The following is a 15826-nucleotide window of genomic DNA, read 5'->3' as shown; positions in this document are numbered from 1 at the left end:
GCTGCTCGGGTTCGGTCAGCCAGCACTGCGTCCAGTACGCGTCGTGACCGTTAGTGGTTGTGCCACCGGCAGATCAGACGCAGCCGGCTATGCCCTGACCGGAGGGCGTCGCGGTGGGGGGTCAGGTGCGGGCGAGTTGGTCGACGAGGGCGGCGCGTGGGTTGACCAGCCATTGCCCGGCGACGTTAACGGTGGGGACGGTTTCATTGCCGTTGGCGACGGCCCGCACGGCTGCGGCCGCGTCGGGGTGCTCCCAGATGTTCACCTCGTTGAAGGCCAGGTTGCGGCGGCGCAGGCCGCGGCGCAGCAGGAAGCAGTACGGGCAGCCGGGCCGGGTGTAGAGGGTGATCGGCGTCTGCGCCGGGGTGGGCGGGTTCATCGCGCGCTCTCGTTGGCCGGGTTGACGGCTCGCCCGCTGATGTGGGGTGCGGCGGGGCTGCTGGGTCCGGTGGTCGGGAAGCGGAAGCGGTGCAGGTACTCGACGAGGAATCCGGCGTCGCTGATGGCGGTCGCGGTGTCGCGGCTGGTGCGGCAGCCGGCGAACAGCTTGGGCCAGAGGGTCGCGTCCGCCAGGCGTTGCACGCGACGCATGCCGCCGGGCTGCTCGGCGGCGACGTGCTCGAAGAAGCGCAGCTCGCCGCCCGGCCGCAACGCTCGGCGGATCTCGGCGAGCGCGGCTGCTGGGTCCGGCACGGTGCACAGCACCAGAGCGACGACGGCAGCGTCGAACTCGCCGTCCGTGGCCGGTAGCGCCTCGGCCAGGCCGTCGACAACCGTGACGTGAACAGAGGCGGTACGCGCGGCGGTGATCGCCGTGGCCCGCAGCCGTGGCTCCGGCTCGACCGCGACGACCTCGGTGACTGCAGGCGGGTAGTGCGCGAACATGCGGCCATTGCCGGCGCCGATCTCGATCACCCGGCCGGATAGCCCGGCGACTAGGTCGTGGCGGTGCTCGGCGCCGCCGGCACGGTCCATCATCAGGCTCAGGCGTTCATAGACTCGGGCGAATACGGGGTGAGACCTCGCTGGCATGACGTCCTCCGTGCTGACGGTCGGTCGCGGACCGGCTGGATCGCCGCTACCCTCATCGCGGAGGTTATACACGGTGAATGGCATACACAATCCTGCGACCGTCACTTCCGCCCCGGACTGTCGGAACTTCTCCGACGCGTTGGAGCGGCTCTTCGCGTTCGCGGTAACCGTCGGCGACTACATGCAGGCCGGGCTGGTCGCACGCGGTCTGACCCGCGCCCGGGCCACGGTGGTCTGGCAGTTGCACCGGCATGGCCCGACGACCCAGCGGCAGTTGGCCCGCACGATCGGCGTGACTGCCCGCAACGTCACCGCCCTGGTCGACGGACTTGAGGAGTCAGGGTTTGTACTGCGCCGTCCGCATCCCAGCGACCGGCGCGCGATCCTGGTGCAGCTGACCGACACCGGCCGAGCGGTGACCGAACAACTGGGCGCCGACTATGCGGCCGACTCCGCGCAACTATTCGCCGACCTGCCACCCGGCGGCGTACAGCAGTTCCTCGCCATGCTCGACACTCTCATGAGCCGGTTGACGACGGTCGGTCAGGACCGCACGGTCCCATAGCGTCCACGAACTCCACGCCCGCCCGTCCCATGGGGAATACACCGCGGCCACGGCGGGCTGGCCGGCGGCTACCTCGGTGCCCGTGTTCGACCCCGCCTGCCGGCCGCGCCGACCTGCTGGCGGGGAGTGGGGCGGTGTCCGGCGGCTGAAGTGCGGATGCCGCCACCCGGTGGGCCGGCGGCGGCCGGTGTGCTGCCGACCGTCGCCAGGCTCACCTATGGGCGGCGGGTCGGGGTGGCGCCGCCAGCCGCCCGGCCGCCGCCAGCCGCCGGGCGACGGCCTCGTGCGGTACGGCGTGACTGGTGCGACCGCCCACCCCGGTGGTGGTCGTGGCGGCGAAGAGCGAGTTGAGCAGCGCTGCCTCGACCGAAACCAGCCGGCCCTGGTTCAGCGAACGTTCCGCGTCGTTGCCAAGGACCGGCTCCACCCCGACAACGGCGCAGCCGGGGGAGAGTGACTGGGCCGCCAGCATCGCGCCGGCCATCAGGCCGCCACCACCGACGGGCACGAGGATCAGGTCGAGCGGGCCGACATCGTCGATCAGTTCGGCGGTGGCGGTGCCCTGACCGGCCACGACCTCGACGGCGTCGGCCGACGGGACGAGGGTCAGTCCCGCCGAGGAGGCCAGGTCCCCGGCCAGTCGCTCCCGGTCGCCGGTCGTAGCGCAGGACGCGGGCTCCGTGCTGTCTGGCTCCGCTCACCTTGACCTCGGGGGCGTCCGCGGGCATGAGCATGGTCGCCGGTACGTCGAGGGCGCTACCGGCCCAGGCCAGCGCCTGGGCGTGGTTGCCGGACGAGTCGTCGGGTCGCCGGCCGCCCGCAAATGGTCGCACCGACCCCGGTCGCGGGGACCGGGGTACACCCGCAATGCTTCACCAACACCCGGGCCGCCGGGGTGCTGAACTTCATCCGTGACTACGTCCTGCACCGTCGGCGGCTCATGCGTGCCGGTCTGGTCGGTGTCGGATACGGCACCGGCGCACGGCTATCGCGAGATCGCGCGAAGCATGTCAACGACGAAGCGGTGGTCTTCCAGTTGCGGAAGCCCGGAAACGCCGAACCATCCCACCACGCCGGTGGCGCGAACGCGCAGTGGCACTGCGCCCCCGGCGGCCGCATACCGCGAGGCCGGCAGTGCGAACTTCTCCACCAGCGTCACCTGCTGGTCCTGGCAGAGCCGTGCCATGTACAGCGACGAGTGCTCGAACCGCATCACCACCCGTCCCTTGCGACGCAGCCACGCGTCGTTGTCCAGCGTCGAACCCGGCAGGCCGCAGTGGAACAACTGGCGCCCGGCCCGCCACACACCCACCGCGATTGGTAGCCGCTGCTCCCTCGCGGCGGCAACGGCCAGCATCCCCAACTCGTACGCGTCCGACTCCGACAGGGCCGGAAGCTCCAGCTCGCCCTCCTCCCGGAGCAGCTCCTCTAGCGTCGGCCACGGGTCATGGTCAGGTGGCATACGCACCTCCTCCTCGTTCGGGTGGGGGGACTGCCCCAGGTGTGGTTGACTCGCGGGGTTGAGTGGTTCAGGCCGCGTGTGCGTGCCTGGTGATTGTCTCAAACTCGATGGGTGTGAGTCGTCCGAGGTGTCGTTGGCGTCGGCGGCGGTGGTAGGTCCGTTCGACCCAGGTCGCAATCGCCAGGCGTAGCTCTTGGCGGGTTTGCCAGCGTTGCCGGTCCAGGACGTTCCTTGCAGCAAGGCGAAGAAGGACTTCATGGTGGGGTTGTCGCCGCACGCCCACCCGGCCCATCGATGCGATCAAACCGTAGTGCCGCAACGCTTTCACGAACTTGCGTGACCGGAACTGCTACCCCGCTCGGAATGCACGATCGTGCCGGCCGGGTCACGCAACAGGATTGCCTTGCGCAGCGCCGCGACAGCCAGGGACGCTTTCATCTGGAGCGGAGTCGGATCCGCGCCGGAGCCGTGAGCCGGATCCCGGTCACCAGCCGGGTCCCTTTCGCTGCTCAGAGGCAGTGCAGCGTCCCGGTTCACACAACTGCACTCAACGGGCACTGAACTGCGGTCAACGGCGCTCTATGTTGCCTGATAGGGGAGTATTCGCAGGTCAGGGCGGTAAGGATTTCCTGGCTGCTTGACCCTTGCCGGTTGGTGCAGATTGGGTGCCGCTCGGCGAAGTGGTCACCGCATCCGACGTGCTCACGGAGAGGGACGGCGAACAACGCCCTGACCTGCGACGATGCGGAAGAGCGAGCTGGCGTGACCTCCCGGCGTCGGCGGCTGTCCCCATGGCCGAGAAGGGAGGCGAGCTGATGGGGGCCTGTCTCTGTAGTGGGCAGGTGGGTCGCTGAGGCGCGTTCCACGCACCGAGACTCCGATCCCACCGCCAGTGCGATGACCAGGGCTCCCTGCTTGATGAGCTCTTGGGTGTTCCCGAAGGTGCAGCGTCCGTGGCGCGCTGCTCAGCTGGGCAAGGTCCGGACGGAGCGATCACGCCGGGTCCCCGACGAGCGCGTGGTGCAGCGACCGGATTGCTCGGGGTCCGGGTAGGAAGGTGAACAGCGACCAGGTGTGCACCGCCCCGTCGTTCAGGTGGAGGTCGACACCCTCCGCTTGGGCCCGCTGCTGCAGGCGCACCGCGTCCGGGTAGAGGACATCGAGGGTTCCGGCGTACACGGTCGTCGGTGGCAGCCCGGCCACGGATGATTTTCACGGGAAGCTACCTCGCCGCCCAGTTCCGGCGCCGCCGTCGGCTCGCCGCCGGCGTGACGACCGGCATCGGCGCGCTCTCCCCGGCTTCGGATTCAAGCTCGCCACGGCCGGAATGGGCTGAGCCCGGCCCCGGAACATCGTCTTGTTCGGGTTGCCTACTCCCGGCCATGGGAGTAGGCAGTAAGTCCACCCGTGTCGATCTGGGGAGACCACATGAGACCTCGGGCCCTCATCACCGCCGCCATCGCTCTGGCCACGCTCGTGGCCGGAACCGCCGTTCCCGCCCAGGCGAAGCCGGCCGAGCCGCCGAAGGAGCCGGTGGCTGTCGGGTATGGGGGTGCGGTGTCTACCGTGGACGCCACCGCCACGGCCGTCGGGCTCGATGTGCTGCAGCGCGGTGGCAACGCGGTCGACGCGGCGGTCGCCGCGGCGGCGACGCTCGGCGTCACCGAACCCTTCTCGGCCGGCATCGGCGGCGGTGGCTTCTTCGTCTACTACGACGCGAAGACCGGGCGGGTGCACACCATCGACGGCCGCGAGTCGGCACCGGCGTCGATGACCGAGACCAGCTTCATCAACCCGGCCACCGGGCAGCCGTACCGGTTCGACGAGGCCCGGATCAGCGGGCTGTCGGTCGGCGTCCCCGGCACCCTGCTCACCTGGCAGGACGCGCTTGACCGCTGGGGCACCCGGTCGCTGGCGCAGATGCTCAAGCCCGCCGCGCGGGTCGCCGAGGACGGCTTCACCGTCGACGAGACCTTCGCCAGCCAGATCGCCGCAAATCAAGCCGCGTTCGGGCAGTTCAGCTCGACCAGCGCGCTGTACCTGCCCGGCGGCCAGCCGCCGGCGGTCGGCAGCACCTACCGCAACCCGGACCTCGCCGGAACGTACCGGCTGATCGCCGAGCAGGGCACCGACGTGTTCTACCGGGGCGAGATCGGCAGCGACGTGGTTGCCACCGTGCAGCACCCGCCGGTGGCGGCGCAGCCGATCGGCTCGTGGCCGTACCCGATCCGCCCGGCCGGAATGACCTCCGCCGACCTCGCCGGCTACCGCACCCGCTTCCCCGAGCCGACCAGGTCGGACTACCGCGGCCTCGAGATCTACGGCATGTCCACCCCGTCGAGCGGCGGCACCGCGGTGGGCGAGGCGCTCAACATCCTCGAGCAGTTCGACCTGCGGTCGATGACCGCGACCCAGGCGATGCACCACTACCTGGAGGCCACTGCGCTGGCGTTCGCCGACCGCAACCGGTACGTCGGCGACCACACCGCGCAGAACGTGCTCCGCGAACTGATCAGCGACGCGTACGCCAAGGAACGCGCGTGCCTGATCGATTCCTCGGCGGCGCTGCCCAAGCCGGTCGCACCCGGCGTCCCCGACGGCGCCTACGACGGCTGCTCGGCGGCGACGGTCGCCGACACCCGCGACGACCGCAAGAGCACCACCAACCTGACCGTGGCCGACCGGTGGGGCAACGTGGTGGAGTACACGCTGACCATCGAGGCCACCGGCGGCAACGGGATGGTCGTACCCGGTCGGGGATTCCTGCTCAACAACGAGCTGACCGACTTCAACTTCGCGCCGACCCAGGGAATCGCGCCCGACCCGAACCTGCCGGCGCCGGGCAAGCGCCCGCGCAGTTCCATGTCGCCCACAATCGTGCTGGCCGACGGACGGCCGTTCCTGGCTGTCGGCACGCCCGGGGGCGCGACGATCATCACGACGGTCCTGCAGATGCTGGTCAACCGGATCGACCTGGGAATGACCCTGCCGGAGGCGCTGGCGGCGCCGCGGGCATCACAGCGCAACGGCACCAGCACTCAGGCCGAGCCTGCGTTCATCACCGAGTACGCCAACGGCTTCCCCCCGGGTCACGCCTTCTCTCCCACCGCGGAGATCGGCGCCGCGACCGGTATCGAGTTCCTGGAGGACGGCCGGCTGCTCGCCGCGGCCGAGCCGGTACGCCGGGGCGGCGGTGCAGCGGCCGTGGTGGGCCGCTGGGCGCGCCACTGACGGTGGGGACCGCGGCGACGGCTCAGACCCCGAGGATCGCGTACGCCAGCCGAGCGATGCGGCCCATCGCCTCCGCCAGGGTAGGGGCCCGCTCGTGCCGCAGGTCGACGGCCTCGCGGATGTAGCGCCACGTGGTCGTTGGGCTGACCCGGGAGCCTGCGGCGAGGCGGGCCGGGGTGTCGCCGTCACGCAGGTGCGCGAGCACGAGCAGGGCTTGCCGGCCGGGTGTGAGTAGTCGATGGCGGGTTCCTCGGCCCTCCCGGTGAGTGCTGAGCAGGCCGGCGCCGCCCGGCTCGACGCACGACCTGAGGTTGCCGACCCCGAGGTCGGCCGTCGAGACGGGAGACGGATCCCGAACGCCTCTGACTGAGTCCCGCCAGTCACCCCAACATCACCGACGGACGTGCCCGACCGCGGGAGCGCCCACGCTCGACTTGCGCGACCGCCCAGAACTCGACAGAAAGCCGACACCCAAGCCCCCCTTGTCCTCGATACTGTCTGTTTGTCTTCATTCGCCGCTCGTCCCAGGTGGTCACATGTCGCCCTCGGTACGCTCCGTGTCGGGCTTCCTCGCCGGCGTCCTGGTCGCCGCCGTCCTGGTCGTGGCTCCGGCAGCCCAGCCGGCGGCCGCCGCAGCGCTGCCCGCCGGGTTTCGCGAGCAGACCGTCCTCACCGGCCTGAACATCCCCACGAACATCGAGTTCGCCGCGGACGGACGGATCTTCGTCGCGGAGAAGGGCGGGCGGATCAAAATCTTCGACAGCCTGGCCGACTCCACCCCCACCGTCTTCGCCGACCTCTCGACGCAGGTTCACGACCAGAACGACCGCGGTCTGCTGGGCCTCGCCCTGCACCCGGACTTCCCCACCCAGCCGTACGTCTACGTGCTCTACACCTACGACGCCCCGCCGGGAAAGGTCGCGCCGGTCTGGAACGACAACTGCTCGGCCGTCGGCGGCGCCGGCGGCGGGCAGTGCGTGGTGACCGGGCGCCTGTCGCGGCTGCAGGCAGCCGGTGACGTCATGACCGGCGGCGAGCAGGTACTCATCCACGACTGGTGCCAGCAGTTCTCGTCGCATTCGATCGGCGACCTGCGCTTCGGTCCCGACAAGATGCTCTACGTCACCGCCGGCGACGGCGCCAGCTTCAACTCCGTCGACTACGGGCAGCTGGGCAGCCCGAACAACCCGTGCGGCGACCCGCCGGGCGGCGCAATGACCCCGCCGACCGCCGAGGGCGGCGCGCTGCGCTCCCAGGACGTGCGAACCTCCGCCGACCCGACCGGCCTGAACGGCACTCTCCTGCGCGTCGACCCGCTGACCGGCGACGCTGCGCCCGGCAACCCGGCCGCCGGGTCGTCCAACGCGAACACCCGCCGCATCGTCGCGTACGGCATGCGCAACCCCTTCCGCTTCGCGGTACGACCCGGGACCTCCGAGGTCTGGCTGGGCGACGTGGGGTGGAACACCTACGAGGAGATCAACCGATTGGCCTCGCCCACCACGGCGGTGACCAACTTCGGCTGGCCGTGCTTCGAGGGCCCCGGCCGGCAGAGCGGCTACGACAGCGCCAACCTCAACCTCTGCGGGAGCCTCTACACCAACGGCGGCCAGAGCGCTCCCTACTACGCCTACCAGCACAGCCAACCCGTGGTGTCGGGCGAGAGCTGCCCCATCGGCGGGTCGTCCGTCTCCGGGCTGGCGTTCTACCCGGACAACGGCGACTATCCGGCCTCCTACCGCGGGGCGCTCTTCTTCGCCGACTATTCCCGCGACTGCATTTGGGCGATGCTGCCGTCCACCCCGGGCGGCCCGCCGAGCCCGGCGAACCGGCTCACCTTCGCGTCCGGGGCCGCCAACCCGGTCGACCTGACCATCGGCCCCGGCGGTGACCTCTACTACGCCGACGCCGGCGGCACCGTGCGGCGCATCCGGTACTTCGCCGGCAACCAGCCGCCCACCGCGGTGCTCTCGGCTTCACCGACCTCCGGTACCGCTCCGCTGACCGTCTCCTTCGACGGCAGCGCCTCCACCGACCCGGACCCGGCCGACGCCGGCCTGCTGCGCTACGAATGGGACTTCACCAACGACGGGACCGTCGACGCCACCGGCCCCACCGCCCAGTACACCTACCCGACCGGCGGCCCGTACACCGCCCGGCTGCGGGTGATCGACACCCTGGACGCGTCGGACACCCAGACGGTGGCGATCCAGTCCGGCAACTCCCCGCCGGAGGCGGTCATCGACTCCCCGGCGTCCACGCTGTCCTACAAGGTCGGCGACGTCATCACCTTCCTCGGCCACGCCACGGACGCCGAGGACGGCCCGGTGCCGGCCGCCGGCCTGCGCTGGCGCCTGGTTCAGCACCACTGCTACACGGCCGACAGCTGCCACGTGCACACCCTGCAGGACTGGTCCGGTGTCGCAGGCGCCTCCTTCCCGGCACCCGACCACGAGTACCCCTCCTATCTGGAGCTCGTGCTGACCGCCACGGACAGCCAGGGTCTCTCGTCGTCCAGCACGGTCCGGCTCGACCCGAGGACCGTCGACCTGACCTTCACCACGAACCCACCGGGACTCCGCCTCGCGGTCGGCAGCGCCGCCCAGGCCACCCCGTTCACGCGTACGGTGGTCCAGGGCTCGCAGAACACCCTGAGCGCGGTGACCCCGCAGACCGTCAACGACACTCCGTACGTCTTCGCCGCCTGGTCCGACGGGGGCGCACAGACCCACGTCGTCACCGCCCCCACGACGCCAGCGACCTGGACCGCGACCTTCGTACCGCACCGGTTGCGCCAGGCCCAGATGACGGTGCGGTGGGTCGACAGCCAGGAGACTGTGGCGTCGGACGGCCGTGCCCGCAACGTCCTCGACGGCAACCGGGCCACCATCTGGCACACACAGTGGCAGGGGACGGTGCCGAAGCATCCGCACGAGATCCAGCTCGACCTGGGCGGCACGTACGCGGTCAACGCCCTCTACTTCCTACCCCGGCAGGACAGGCCGAACGGCCGGATAGCGCGCTACGAGGTGTTCGTCTCCAACAACCCGACGGCCTGGGGTCTGCCGGTGGCAACCGGCTCGTGGGTGAACGGCACCGCCGAGCAGGCCGCCACCTTCCCCGAGAAGGCGGGCCGCTACCTGCGGCTGCGGGCGCTGTCGGAGGTCAACGGCGGGCCATGGACCTCGGCCGCCGAGCTGAACGTGGGGGTGGCTGCGCGCCTGCCGGGCAGCGCAATGGGGGTGCGCTGGGTCGACAGCCAGGAGACGGTGGGCTCCAACGGTAGAGCCACCAACGTGCTGGACGGCAACCGGAGCACCATCTGGCACACCGAGTGGTACCGGGCCGACCCCCCACCGCCGCACGAGATCCAGCTCGACCTCCGCCACACGATGTCGGTGAGCTGCCTGTACTACCTGCCGCGGCAGGACTCCACCAACGGCCGGATCGCCCGCTACGAGGTGTACACCTCCACCACGGGCACGAGCTGGACCGTCGCCGCCACCGGTACGTGGCGTAACACCTCCGCCGAGCAGACCTCCTGCTTCTCCGCGCGCCCGGCCCGGTACGTCCGGCTCCGGGCCCTCTCCGAGGTGTCTGGCCGCCCCTGGACGTCCGCGGCCGAGCTCGGGGTCGCCGCGCGTTAGTTGGTGGTCACGGGGTTGCGTGCGGTGCCGTTCCCGTCGACGGGCCAGGCCGCCCCGCCGGCCGGGTGCTGAACACATTCCTCGCCGAGCACCGCCCCCGCGTCCTGCGCGACGTGCACGGCCGCGGACATCCAGGGGCGCAGCGTGGTGTATCCGCCCGTGACCTCCACGGTGGTCCAGACCCGCCACCGGAACGGGTCGCGCGCAACGGCAATCACGCCGATAGGACCGAGCGCCCGGCATGGTGCCGGTGCGCCCAGCTGGGGCCTTGACCCTGAAGTCGGACACAGGATTCACACTGGTGGGGTGATAGTCGAACTTCGCTCGGTGCCGGACTGCCCGAATCTCGCCCCTGTCAGGGAGGCGCTGTACACGTCATTGGCCGCCCTCGGGCTTCCGGCCGAAGTGACCGAGGTGGTAGGGGACTATCCATCGCCGTCGGTGCTGGTCAATGGCGTGGATGTGATGGGCGGGGTTGTTGGCGACGGGGCGGCGTGCCGGCTGGACCTCCCGACCGCCGAGCACCTTCGGGCGGCCCTGCAACGGGCGATGACGTCGGAACCAGCGGCGGCCCCGCGTGGGGCGGCCCTGCGAGCGGTGGATTGCTGCGCCGAGTCGGGCACCGCCATCCGGGTCGACCGGCCCCGCCGCGCGGCGCAGCTGCCGGATGGTTTGCGTGAGGTGTATCGGGCGGTCCTGCGCCATTTCGCCGCCACCGGGACCGCCCCCAGTCATACCGAGTTCAGCTCGGCCGCCGAGGCGGCCGGCCTCGATGGGGCAGCCGCCCTACGGCAACTCAGCGCCGTGGATCTGCTCGCTGTCGACGACGGCGCTCGGCTGATCGCCGCCTACCCGTTCTCCCCGGTGCCGACACCGCATGAGGTGTCGCTCGGTGACGTCGAGGTGTTCGCGATGTGCGCCATCGACGCGTTGGGCATGCCGTTCATGCTCGACACCGACGCGGTCATCACCTCCGCAGACCCGCACACCGGCAAACCCATCCAGGTCACCATCGCCGAAGGCGCCGCCACCTACCAGCCGCCGGAAGCGGTGGTGGTGTACGCCGCGAGCCGGACGACCGGCAGCTCGGTAGACACCTGCTGCTCCACCATCAACTTCTTCGCCTCAGCCGAAAACGCCCAAACGTGGATCACCGCCCATCCCACCCTCACAGCCACCGTCCTCGACCAGGACGAGGCCCTCACGCTGGCTCGCGACATCTTCGAGCCGCTGCTCGCCTGAGGGTCGACAACCACAGGCGTCAGCAAGCAGGACCTGGCCCCCGCGAGGACCGCGCACACGGCCACCGCAAGGATGCTGGCCAGGTGATCCGAGGCCTCGATACAGCAGTCGTTGGAGCCAGACCTGACGTAGGTGATCTGTACGGCGACGTACGGTCGGTGGCCCCGAAAGTTGGTGGCGCCGATCCAGAAGGATGGAGCACATGGAAAGCGATCTTCTGCTCGCTCGACGCGCCGCGCTTACCGGCGCCGTGATCGGCCTCCGGTATTTCGCCTCCCTCGCTCAGCTTCCTCAGCAGCTGAAATCGGATGGCAGCGTGGTGACTGAGGCTGACCGCGCTGTTGAAGCCGCCATACGAAAAGTGCTGGCCGACGCGCGACCGGACGACGCCGTCCTGGGTGAGGAAGCCGGGCAGACTGGTGGGGGCAGCCGTCGCTGGATTGTCGACCCGATCGACGGCACCGCGCTTTTCGTCGCTGGTGACAACCGGTGGTTGGTGCTCGTCGCGCTGGAAGAGGCTGGTGAGATCGTTGTCGGTGTAGCCGTCGTTCCCGCGCAGGGAAGGATCTGGTGGGCCCAGCGAGGCGGTGGCGCCTTCGAAGCGGACATCTCCGGCTTGAGCCTGGTCCAGGAACGGCGGATCGCCGTCGCCCGGCACAACCCGGACATCCTGCCAGGGCGCCGGCTTGGCGTGATCCCCACCGACGAGGAACTCTCCCTGTCTGAACGTGAGATGATCGCGCCGCTGGGCGCTGTCACATCGACCAAACCGTGGGGCACCCACGCGGCGCTACTCGTCGCACGTGGGCAAATGGACCTCGCCGTCCAAGCCCGGGGACAGGTGTGGGACTACGCGGCAACTTCGATCATCGTCGAGGAGGCTGGCGGACGCTTCAGCGGGCTCGACGGGCAGCCGCGGCCCATGCCTGGACCGGCGCTGTTCGCATGCAGCGCGGCCACGCACGCCGCCGCATTGCAGATCCTCACGGACCCGGACCGGTTGACGACCATCTGATCTATACGCCAAGCCGCAGTCGACCGATCAGCCCCTTCAGGGTCAGGATCGTCGGCGCCGCCGCACAGCCCCGCCGCCACGATCGGATCCGGCTCGGTGGCGATCAGGCGGGCCAGGGCCGGTCTAATCGATTCCTTGCGTTGGACCTCGCGCCGCGCCGAGGCCACGTCGGGGCGGTCGATCAGCCAGGAACTTTGATCCCCGACGGCGACAGCCGCCAGTACCTGGCAGGCGGCGAAGCGGTCCGGCGCCCTGATGTCAGCGACGATCCCGACCAAAAACGGCGCTACGACTGCACTCGCCTCGTACCTCGAGCCTTGGTGCACCAGGAGGTTCAGCAGCCGCTGGTAGGCGCGCCCCGGCGGGTCTCCCGGTCGCGTGAGCGCAGCTGGCGCAGCAGGTCGGGCGCCTCCACCGCCGGCCGTACGCGTGCTGCACCGAGCGCCAGTCAACCGCATCGGATGATCTCTGTCGTCGCCACATCGGCAGCAGGCTACAACCGGTTCCTGTTCTCGTCCGTCCCCAACGCCTGCGGTCGAATCCGCCACTGCGAACGGGCCTGACTGGCCTCGGCGAATGCCGTTGGGGGGCCGGCGTGGCCGACCGGAGACACGCCGGGAAGCAGGCCCGGGAGCTTCCTGGCTGGAGGCATGGCCGGATTCAGGCTCGACGTATAAGCGGCGCACTTCAACGGACATCGTCCACGCCAGAGTTTGCCCAACACGCACCGAACCACGACCCGGCCGTGGTTGTCCCGATCGACGCGCCTGGTAGGCCGAGACCTGCACGGTCTGGACGGGCGATACGGCGACGACCGATTCTGGGCGGTGTAATCAAACGAGCACCAGCGAGCGGCCAGACCTGAATCAACGAAGCCCGAGGTCAACGGCCAGCATCGAGTTTTGGCACGCTGTACGGCACGTCCTCATGCCAAAATTGGCAGATGTTGGACACGAAAGTTTCATCGCGCCAACCGCCCCCTAGGCTGGATGCCTGGCGGACGACCTCGCCTCAGACAGCGGAGCGAAGTACCTGCTAATGCGGCAGCCCGACTAGAGCCTCCCGCGCTTCCGTGACGTCGCCGCCCGCTAGAGAGTAGGAACGCCTGGCGCGGACCCGGACACGCCAGTCCAATCGGAGATGGCCCACCTAAGACGCTTGTACCGATTTGAGCCGCGGCCGCTCCCATGAACCTTGCCCTCTTAGTGGGAGGAAATCATGGACATGCTAGCTAAAGACCCTCTTCAGCGTCCCCGAGACTTGGCCGATGGCGACGATCCGGCCGTGCTCTACGCGAAGTCTTATCTGTTGATCCGGACGGTGGTGGGCTTCATCGGGATTTTTCTGCCGTTGGTCTTCATCATCGGTGAGGCGTACTTCCTTCGAGGAGGTGTGCACGTCAGGGGATCACTCAGCTCCTACTACCACTCCTCCATGCGGGACCTGTTCGTGGCGAGTCTGTGCGTGGCCGGCTTCCTGCTGGCGACCTACATGGCGGGTCAGAGGAGAACCCGCGACTTCTGGCTCAGCCTTGTGGCGGGTGTGGCGGTCCTAGGGGTCGTCTTCTTCCCGACCTCCCGCCCGGGGCTGGTGAACGACGCGCCGCGTTGCGGGACGACGCCGATGCCGGCCGGATGCTCGCCAGTACAGCAGCAGCTCGGCGAGACGCTGACGGCCACAATCCACTTCGTCTGCGCCGCAGTCTTCATCCTCAGCCTGGCGGCGATCGCGTTCCTGTTCGCATACCGCGAAAGGAAATGGAATGACAGCACCGGGATGTGGTTGGTCCAGAAGATTTGCGGGTGGGTGATCATCGCCGCCGTCCTCTGGGTCGCCGTCGGGGAAATGATCGACGCCACCGTTTGGGAACTCACGCCCCTTTACCTCGGGGAAGTGGCCTCCGTCTGGGCATTCGGACTTTCCTGGCTCCTAACCGGCAGGGATCTCCTGCGCAGGCTCGTCCCTCGGCAGCGTGCGCTTGCCGAGGACGAGGATAGGCACGCGAGGGTGGAGCCTGTCACGTCGGCGTGATTGTGGGGGAACAGGCACGGAACGGCAGCGGGGCGTTGCACGGGCCGCCAACAGGGCAGATATGCAGCGGAACGCCTCATCCGTCGGGGTGGGTGCAGTTCCCGGCGCCGGAGTACCCGTTCGGGGAGAATCCCGCGCCCGGCAAGCCCGCGGCGAGTCGGTGACAGCCATTGCACGGCACATCGGCATCGGCCGCTCCACCCTCTACCGGGCGCTACCGGAAGACCAGGACGCCGTCGCCGAACCGGTGTCGTGACCCGGCGATGGCTGGCGGAGATCGGCCCCGGCCGCCGCTGACCACCGAGGTACAACGCGCCGAGGCGCTGCGGCGGTGGCGGATCCTGCGCGCCCACGTCGAGGACAATGTGCCGCTGAGCCGGGTGGCCGCCGACGCCGAGGTACCGCTGCGGACCGGCCAGCGGTGGCTGGCCCGCTACCGCGCCGAAGGGCTGCGCGGGCTGGCTCGTCCATCGCGCCTCGCGGCTCGAGCCCTACTCCGGTTGGTGCCTACGATTGGCTGCTACCGGTCCAGGACCCGCTGCGCTTCGCTGGCGCCCTGTGGGGGTTCCTCACGAGGCAGCACGTCCCGCCCCGCCCCGGCCCACAGCGCGGCGACAGCGTCAGAGTCGCGCCAGCAGAACTCACGGATGTGAATCAATGCACGACTCCTTGTCACTTCGCCCCCTGGACGGTTGAGTCACCGGCATGGCCCGAATCGCGTATGACAGCGTGGACGCGGTGGCGTTCGAGGCAAGCCGCCACCTTACCGACGACGGCCTCGCCGCCTGGCGGGAAGCGGTCACCCGGCACCTCGACCCTCGCCCTGGTATGCGGCTGCTCGACCTGGGCGCCGGCACCGGTAGCTGGGCGCGGACCTTCACCAACTGGTACGAGGAGGTCCAGGTCGTCGCGGTCGAGCCCTCGGAAGCGATGCGCGCTCGATCGGTGTACCAGCCAGTCGTGGCCGGCGATGCCGCCCACATCCCGCTCGACGACGACAGCGTCGACGCAGTGTGGATGTCCACCGTCATCCACCACGTGCCCGACCTGACCGCCGCTGCCCACGAACTGCGCCGCGTCCTGCGCCCCGGCGCTCCATTGCTGATCCGCTCCGCATTCGCCGGACGGCACCACGGGATCAGCCTGTTCCGATACTTCCCGGAAGCGATCCGCGTGCTCAACACCTACCCCGGTGTGGCCGACCTCGAGGCCGCATTCGCCACCGCCGGCTTCAGCACCGTCGCTCTCGAACAGGTCCCGCAGACCACCGCCGCGTCCCTTCACGAGGCCGCCACGGCACTACGTCGAGAGGCCCACACCCTCCTGCAGTTGATCAGCGACGACGAATACGCCACCGGACTCGCTCGACTTCACGAGGCAGCGAAGACCGACACCAAGCCTCTCGTCGATGCCCTTGACCTTCTTGTTCTTCACTGACGCCAAAGACCCGGTGGCCAGACAGAGGAACGAGCGTCAGAGCGGTCACGACCAACCCACTGGTGTGACCCCTATAGGCCGGACAACCTTGATGCCTGTCAGGGATTGGTGGCGGAGTCCGTCCGCGGCCTCGGGTAGCGCGAGTCCATTGCGCGGGTGCCCAG

At 69.6% G+C, this 15826-nt stretch carries 14 protein-coding genes and 3 pseudogenes; 9 read left to right on the top strand and 8 right to left on the bottom strand.

What is annotated here, in order from left to right; translation table 11 throughout:
• Nucleotides 1-121: 121 nt before the first annotated feature.
• A complete protein-coding gene (locus tag ACLQ2U_RS12480; protein ID WP_425750758.1) occupies nucleotides 122-379 on the bottom strand; it encodes a glutaredoxin domain-containing protein in 258 nt (85 codons plus the stop codon).
• Nucleotides 376-1116, bottom strand: a complete 741-nt coding sequence (locus tag ACLQ2U_RS12475; protein WP_425750757.1) for a class I SAM-dependent methyltransferase — start codon at nucleotides 1114-1116, stop codon at nucleotides 376-378. Before ACLQ2U_RS12475 ends, ACLQ2U_RS12480 begins: the two co-directional genes overlap by 4 nt.
• On the opposite strand from ACLQ2U_RS12475, the gene ACLQ2U_RS12470 reads away from it, so the two are divergent.
• Nucleotides 1106-1597 carry a MarR family winged helix-turn-helix transcriptional regulator gene (locus tag ACLQ2U_RS12470; RefSeq protein ID WP_425750756.1) on the top strand — a complete coding sequence of 164 codons (492 nt, stop codon included), beginning with the start codon at nucleotides 1106-1108 and terminating at the stop codon, nucleotides 1595-1597. The two genes, ACLQ2U_RS12475 and ACLQ2U_RS12470, sit on opposite strands and share 11 nt — an antisense overlap.
• Nucleotides 1598-1808: 211 nt before the next feature.
• On the opposite strand, the pseudogene ACLQ2U_RS12465 reads toward ACLQ2U_RS12470, so the two are convergent.
• The 4 genes and pseudogenes from ACLQ2U_RS12465 to ACLQ2U_RS12450 all read right to left on the bottom strand — a co-directional run bounded on the left by ACLQ2U_RS12465 (nucleotide 1809) and on the right by ACLQ2U_RS12450 (nucleotide 4262).
• Nucleotides 1809-2430 (bottom strand): annotated as a pseudogene (locus tag ACLQ2U_RS12465) (pyridoxal-phosphate dependent enzyme).
• A 152-nt stretch (nucleotides 2431-2582) separates the two neighbouring features.
• Complete coding sequence (locus tag ACLQ2U_RS12460) at nucleotides 2583-3059, bottom strand: heme-degrading domain-containing protein (protein WP_425750755.1); 477 nt, start codon at nucleotides 3057-3059, stop codon at nucleotides 2583-2585.
• Nucleotides 3060-3126: 67 nt separating this feature from the next.
• Nucleotides 3127-3500, bottom strand: a pseudogene (locus ACLQ2U_RS12455) (integrase core domain-containing protein); the annotation flags it as partial.
• A 552-nt stretch (nucleotides 3501-4052) separates the two neighbouring features.
• Nucleotides 4053-4262 carry a hypothetical protein gene (locus ACLQ2U_RS12450; RefSeq protein ID WP_425750754.1) on the bottom strand — a complete coding sequence of 70 codons (210 nt, stop codon included), beginning with the start codon at nucleotides 4260-4262 and terminating at the stop codon, nucleotides 4053-4055.
• 225 nt (nucleotides 4263-4487) lie between these two features.
• Here ACLQ2U_RS12450 and ggt point away from each other — a divergent pair, with 225 nt between their 5' ends.
• A complete protein-coding gene (gene ggt / locus ACLQ2U_RS12445) occupies nucleotides 4488-6290 on the top strand; it encodes a gamma-glutamyltransferase (protein WP_425750753.1) in 1803 nt (600 codons plus the stop codon).
• A gap of 31 nt (nucleotides 6291-6321) precedes the next feature.
• Here the strand turns inward: ggt and ACLQ2U_RS12440 are convergent.
• Nucleotides 6322-6555, bottom strand: a pseudogene (locus ACLQ2U_RS12440) (helix-turn-helix domain-containing protein); the annotation flags it as partial.
• A gap of 271 nt (nucleotides 6556-6826) precedes the next feature.
• Here ACLQ2U_RS12440 and ACLQ2U_RS12435 point away from each other — a divergent pair.
• On the top strand, nucleotides 6827-9937 hold the full coding sequence (locus ACLQ2U_RS12435; RefSeq protein WP_425750752.1) for a discoidin domain-containing protein: 3111 nt from the start codon (nucleotides 6827-6829) through the stop codon (nucleotides 9935-9937).
• Here ACLQ2U_RS12435 and ACLQ2U_RS12430 read toward each other — a convergent pair.
• The gene (locus ACLQ2U_RS12430; protein ID WP_425750751.1) at nucleotides 9934-10155 is read right to left on the bottom strand and encodes a hypothetical protein; all 222 of its coding nucleotides are present in this window, start codon (nucleotides 10153-10155) and stop codon (nucleotides 9934-9936) included. The genes ACLQ2U_RS12435 and ACLQ2U_RS12430 overlap by 4 nt on opposite strands.
• 88 nt (nucleotides 10156-10243) lie before the next feature.
• Here ACLQ2U_RS12430 and ACLQ2U_RS12425 point away from each other — a divergent pair, with 88 nt between their 5' ends.
• From ACLQ2U_RS12425 to ACLQ2U_RS12400, 6 genes are all read left to right on the top strand, one after another.
• Complete coding sequence (locus ACLQ2U_RS12425) at nucleotides 10244-11179, top strand: alkylmercury lyase family protein (RefSeq protein ID WP_425750750.1); 936 nt, start codon at nucleotides 10244-10246, stop codon at nucleotides 11177-11179.
• A 202-nt stretch (nucleotides 11180-11381) separates the two neighbouring features.
• Nucleotides 11382-12194 carry an inositol monophosphatase family protein gene (locus ACLQ2U_RS12420; protein WP_425750749.1) on the top strand — a complete coding sequence of 271 codons (813 nt, stop codon included), beginning with the start codon at nucleotides 11382-11384 and terminating at the stop codon, nucleotides 12192-12194.
• Nucleotides 12195-13478: 1284 nt separating this feature from the next.
• Entirely contained in the window at nucleotides 13479-14225 is a 747-nt protein-coding gene (locus ACLQ2U_RS12415; protein WP_425750748.1) for a hypothetical protein, read from the top strand.
• A 61-nt stretch (nucleotides 14226-14286) separates the two neighbouring features.
• The gene (locus ACLQ2U_RS12410) at nucleotides 14287-14481 is read left to right on the top strand and encodes a helix-turn-helix domain-containing protein (RefSeq protein ID WP_425750747.1); all 195 of its coding nucleotides are present in this window, start codon (nucleotides 14287-14289) and stop codon (nucleotides 14479-14481) included.
• Between the two features lie 7 nt (nucleotides 14482-14488).
• Nucleotides 14489-14878 carry a leucine zipper domain-containing protein gene (locus ACLQ2U_RS12405; RefSeq protein WP_425750746.1) on the top strand — a complete coding sequence of 130 codons (390 nt, stop codon included), beginning with the start codon at nucleotides 14489-14491 and terminating at the stop codon, nucleotides 14876-14878.
• A 52-nt stretch (nucleotides 14879-14930) separates the two neighbouring features.
• A complete protein-coding gene (locus ACLQ2U_RS12400; protein ID WP_425750745.1) occupies nucleotides 14931-15662 on the top strand; it encodes a class I SAM-dependent methyltransferase in 732 nt (243 codons plus the stop codon).
• Nucleotides 15663-15826 lie beyond the last annotated feature (164 nt).

Source organism: Micromonospora sp. DT47 (genome assembly GCF_049844475.1).
Classification (GTDB): domain Bacteria; phylum Actinomycetota; class Actinomycetes; order Mycobacteriales; family Micromonosporaceae; genus Micromonospora.
Note: the sequence above shows the minus strand (reverse complement) of the source record. Positions and strands in the feature narration are given on the sequence as shown.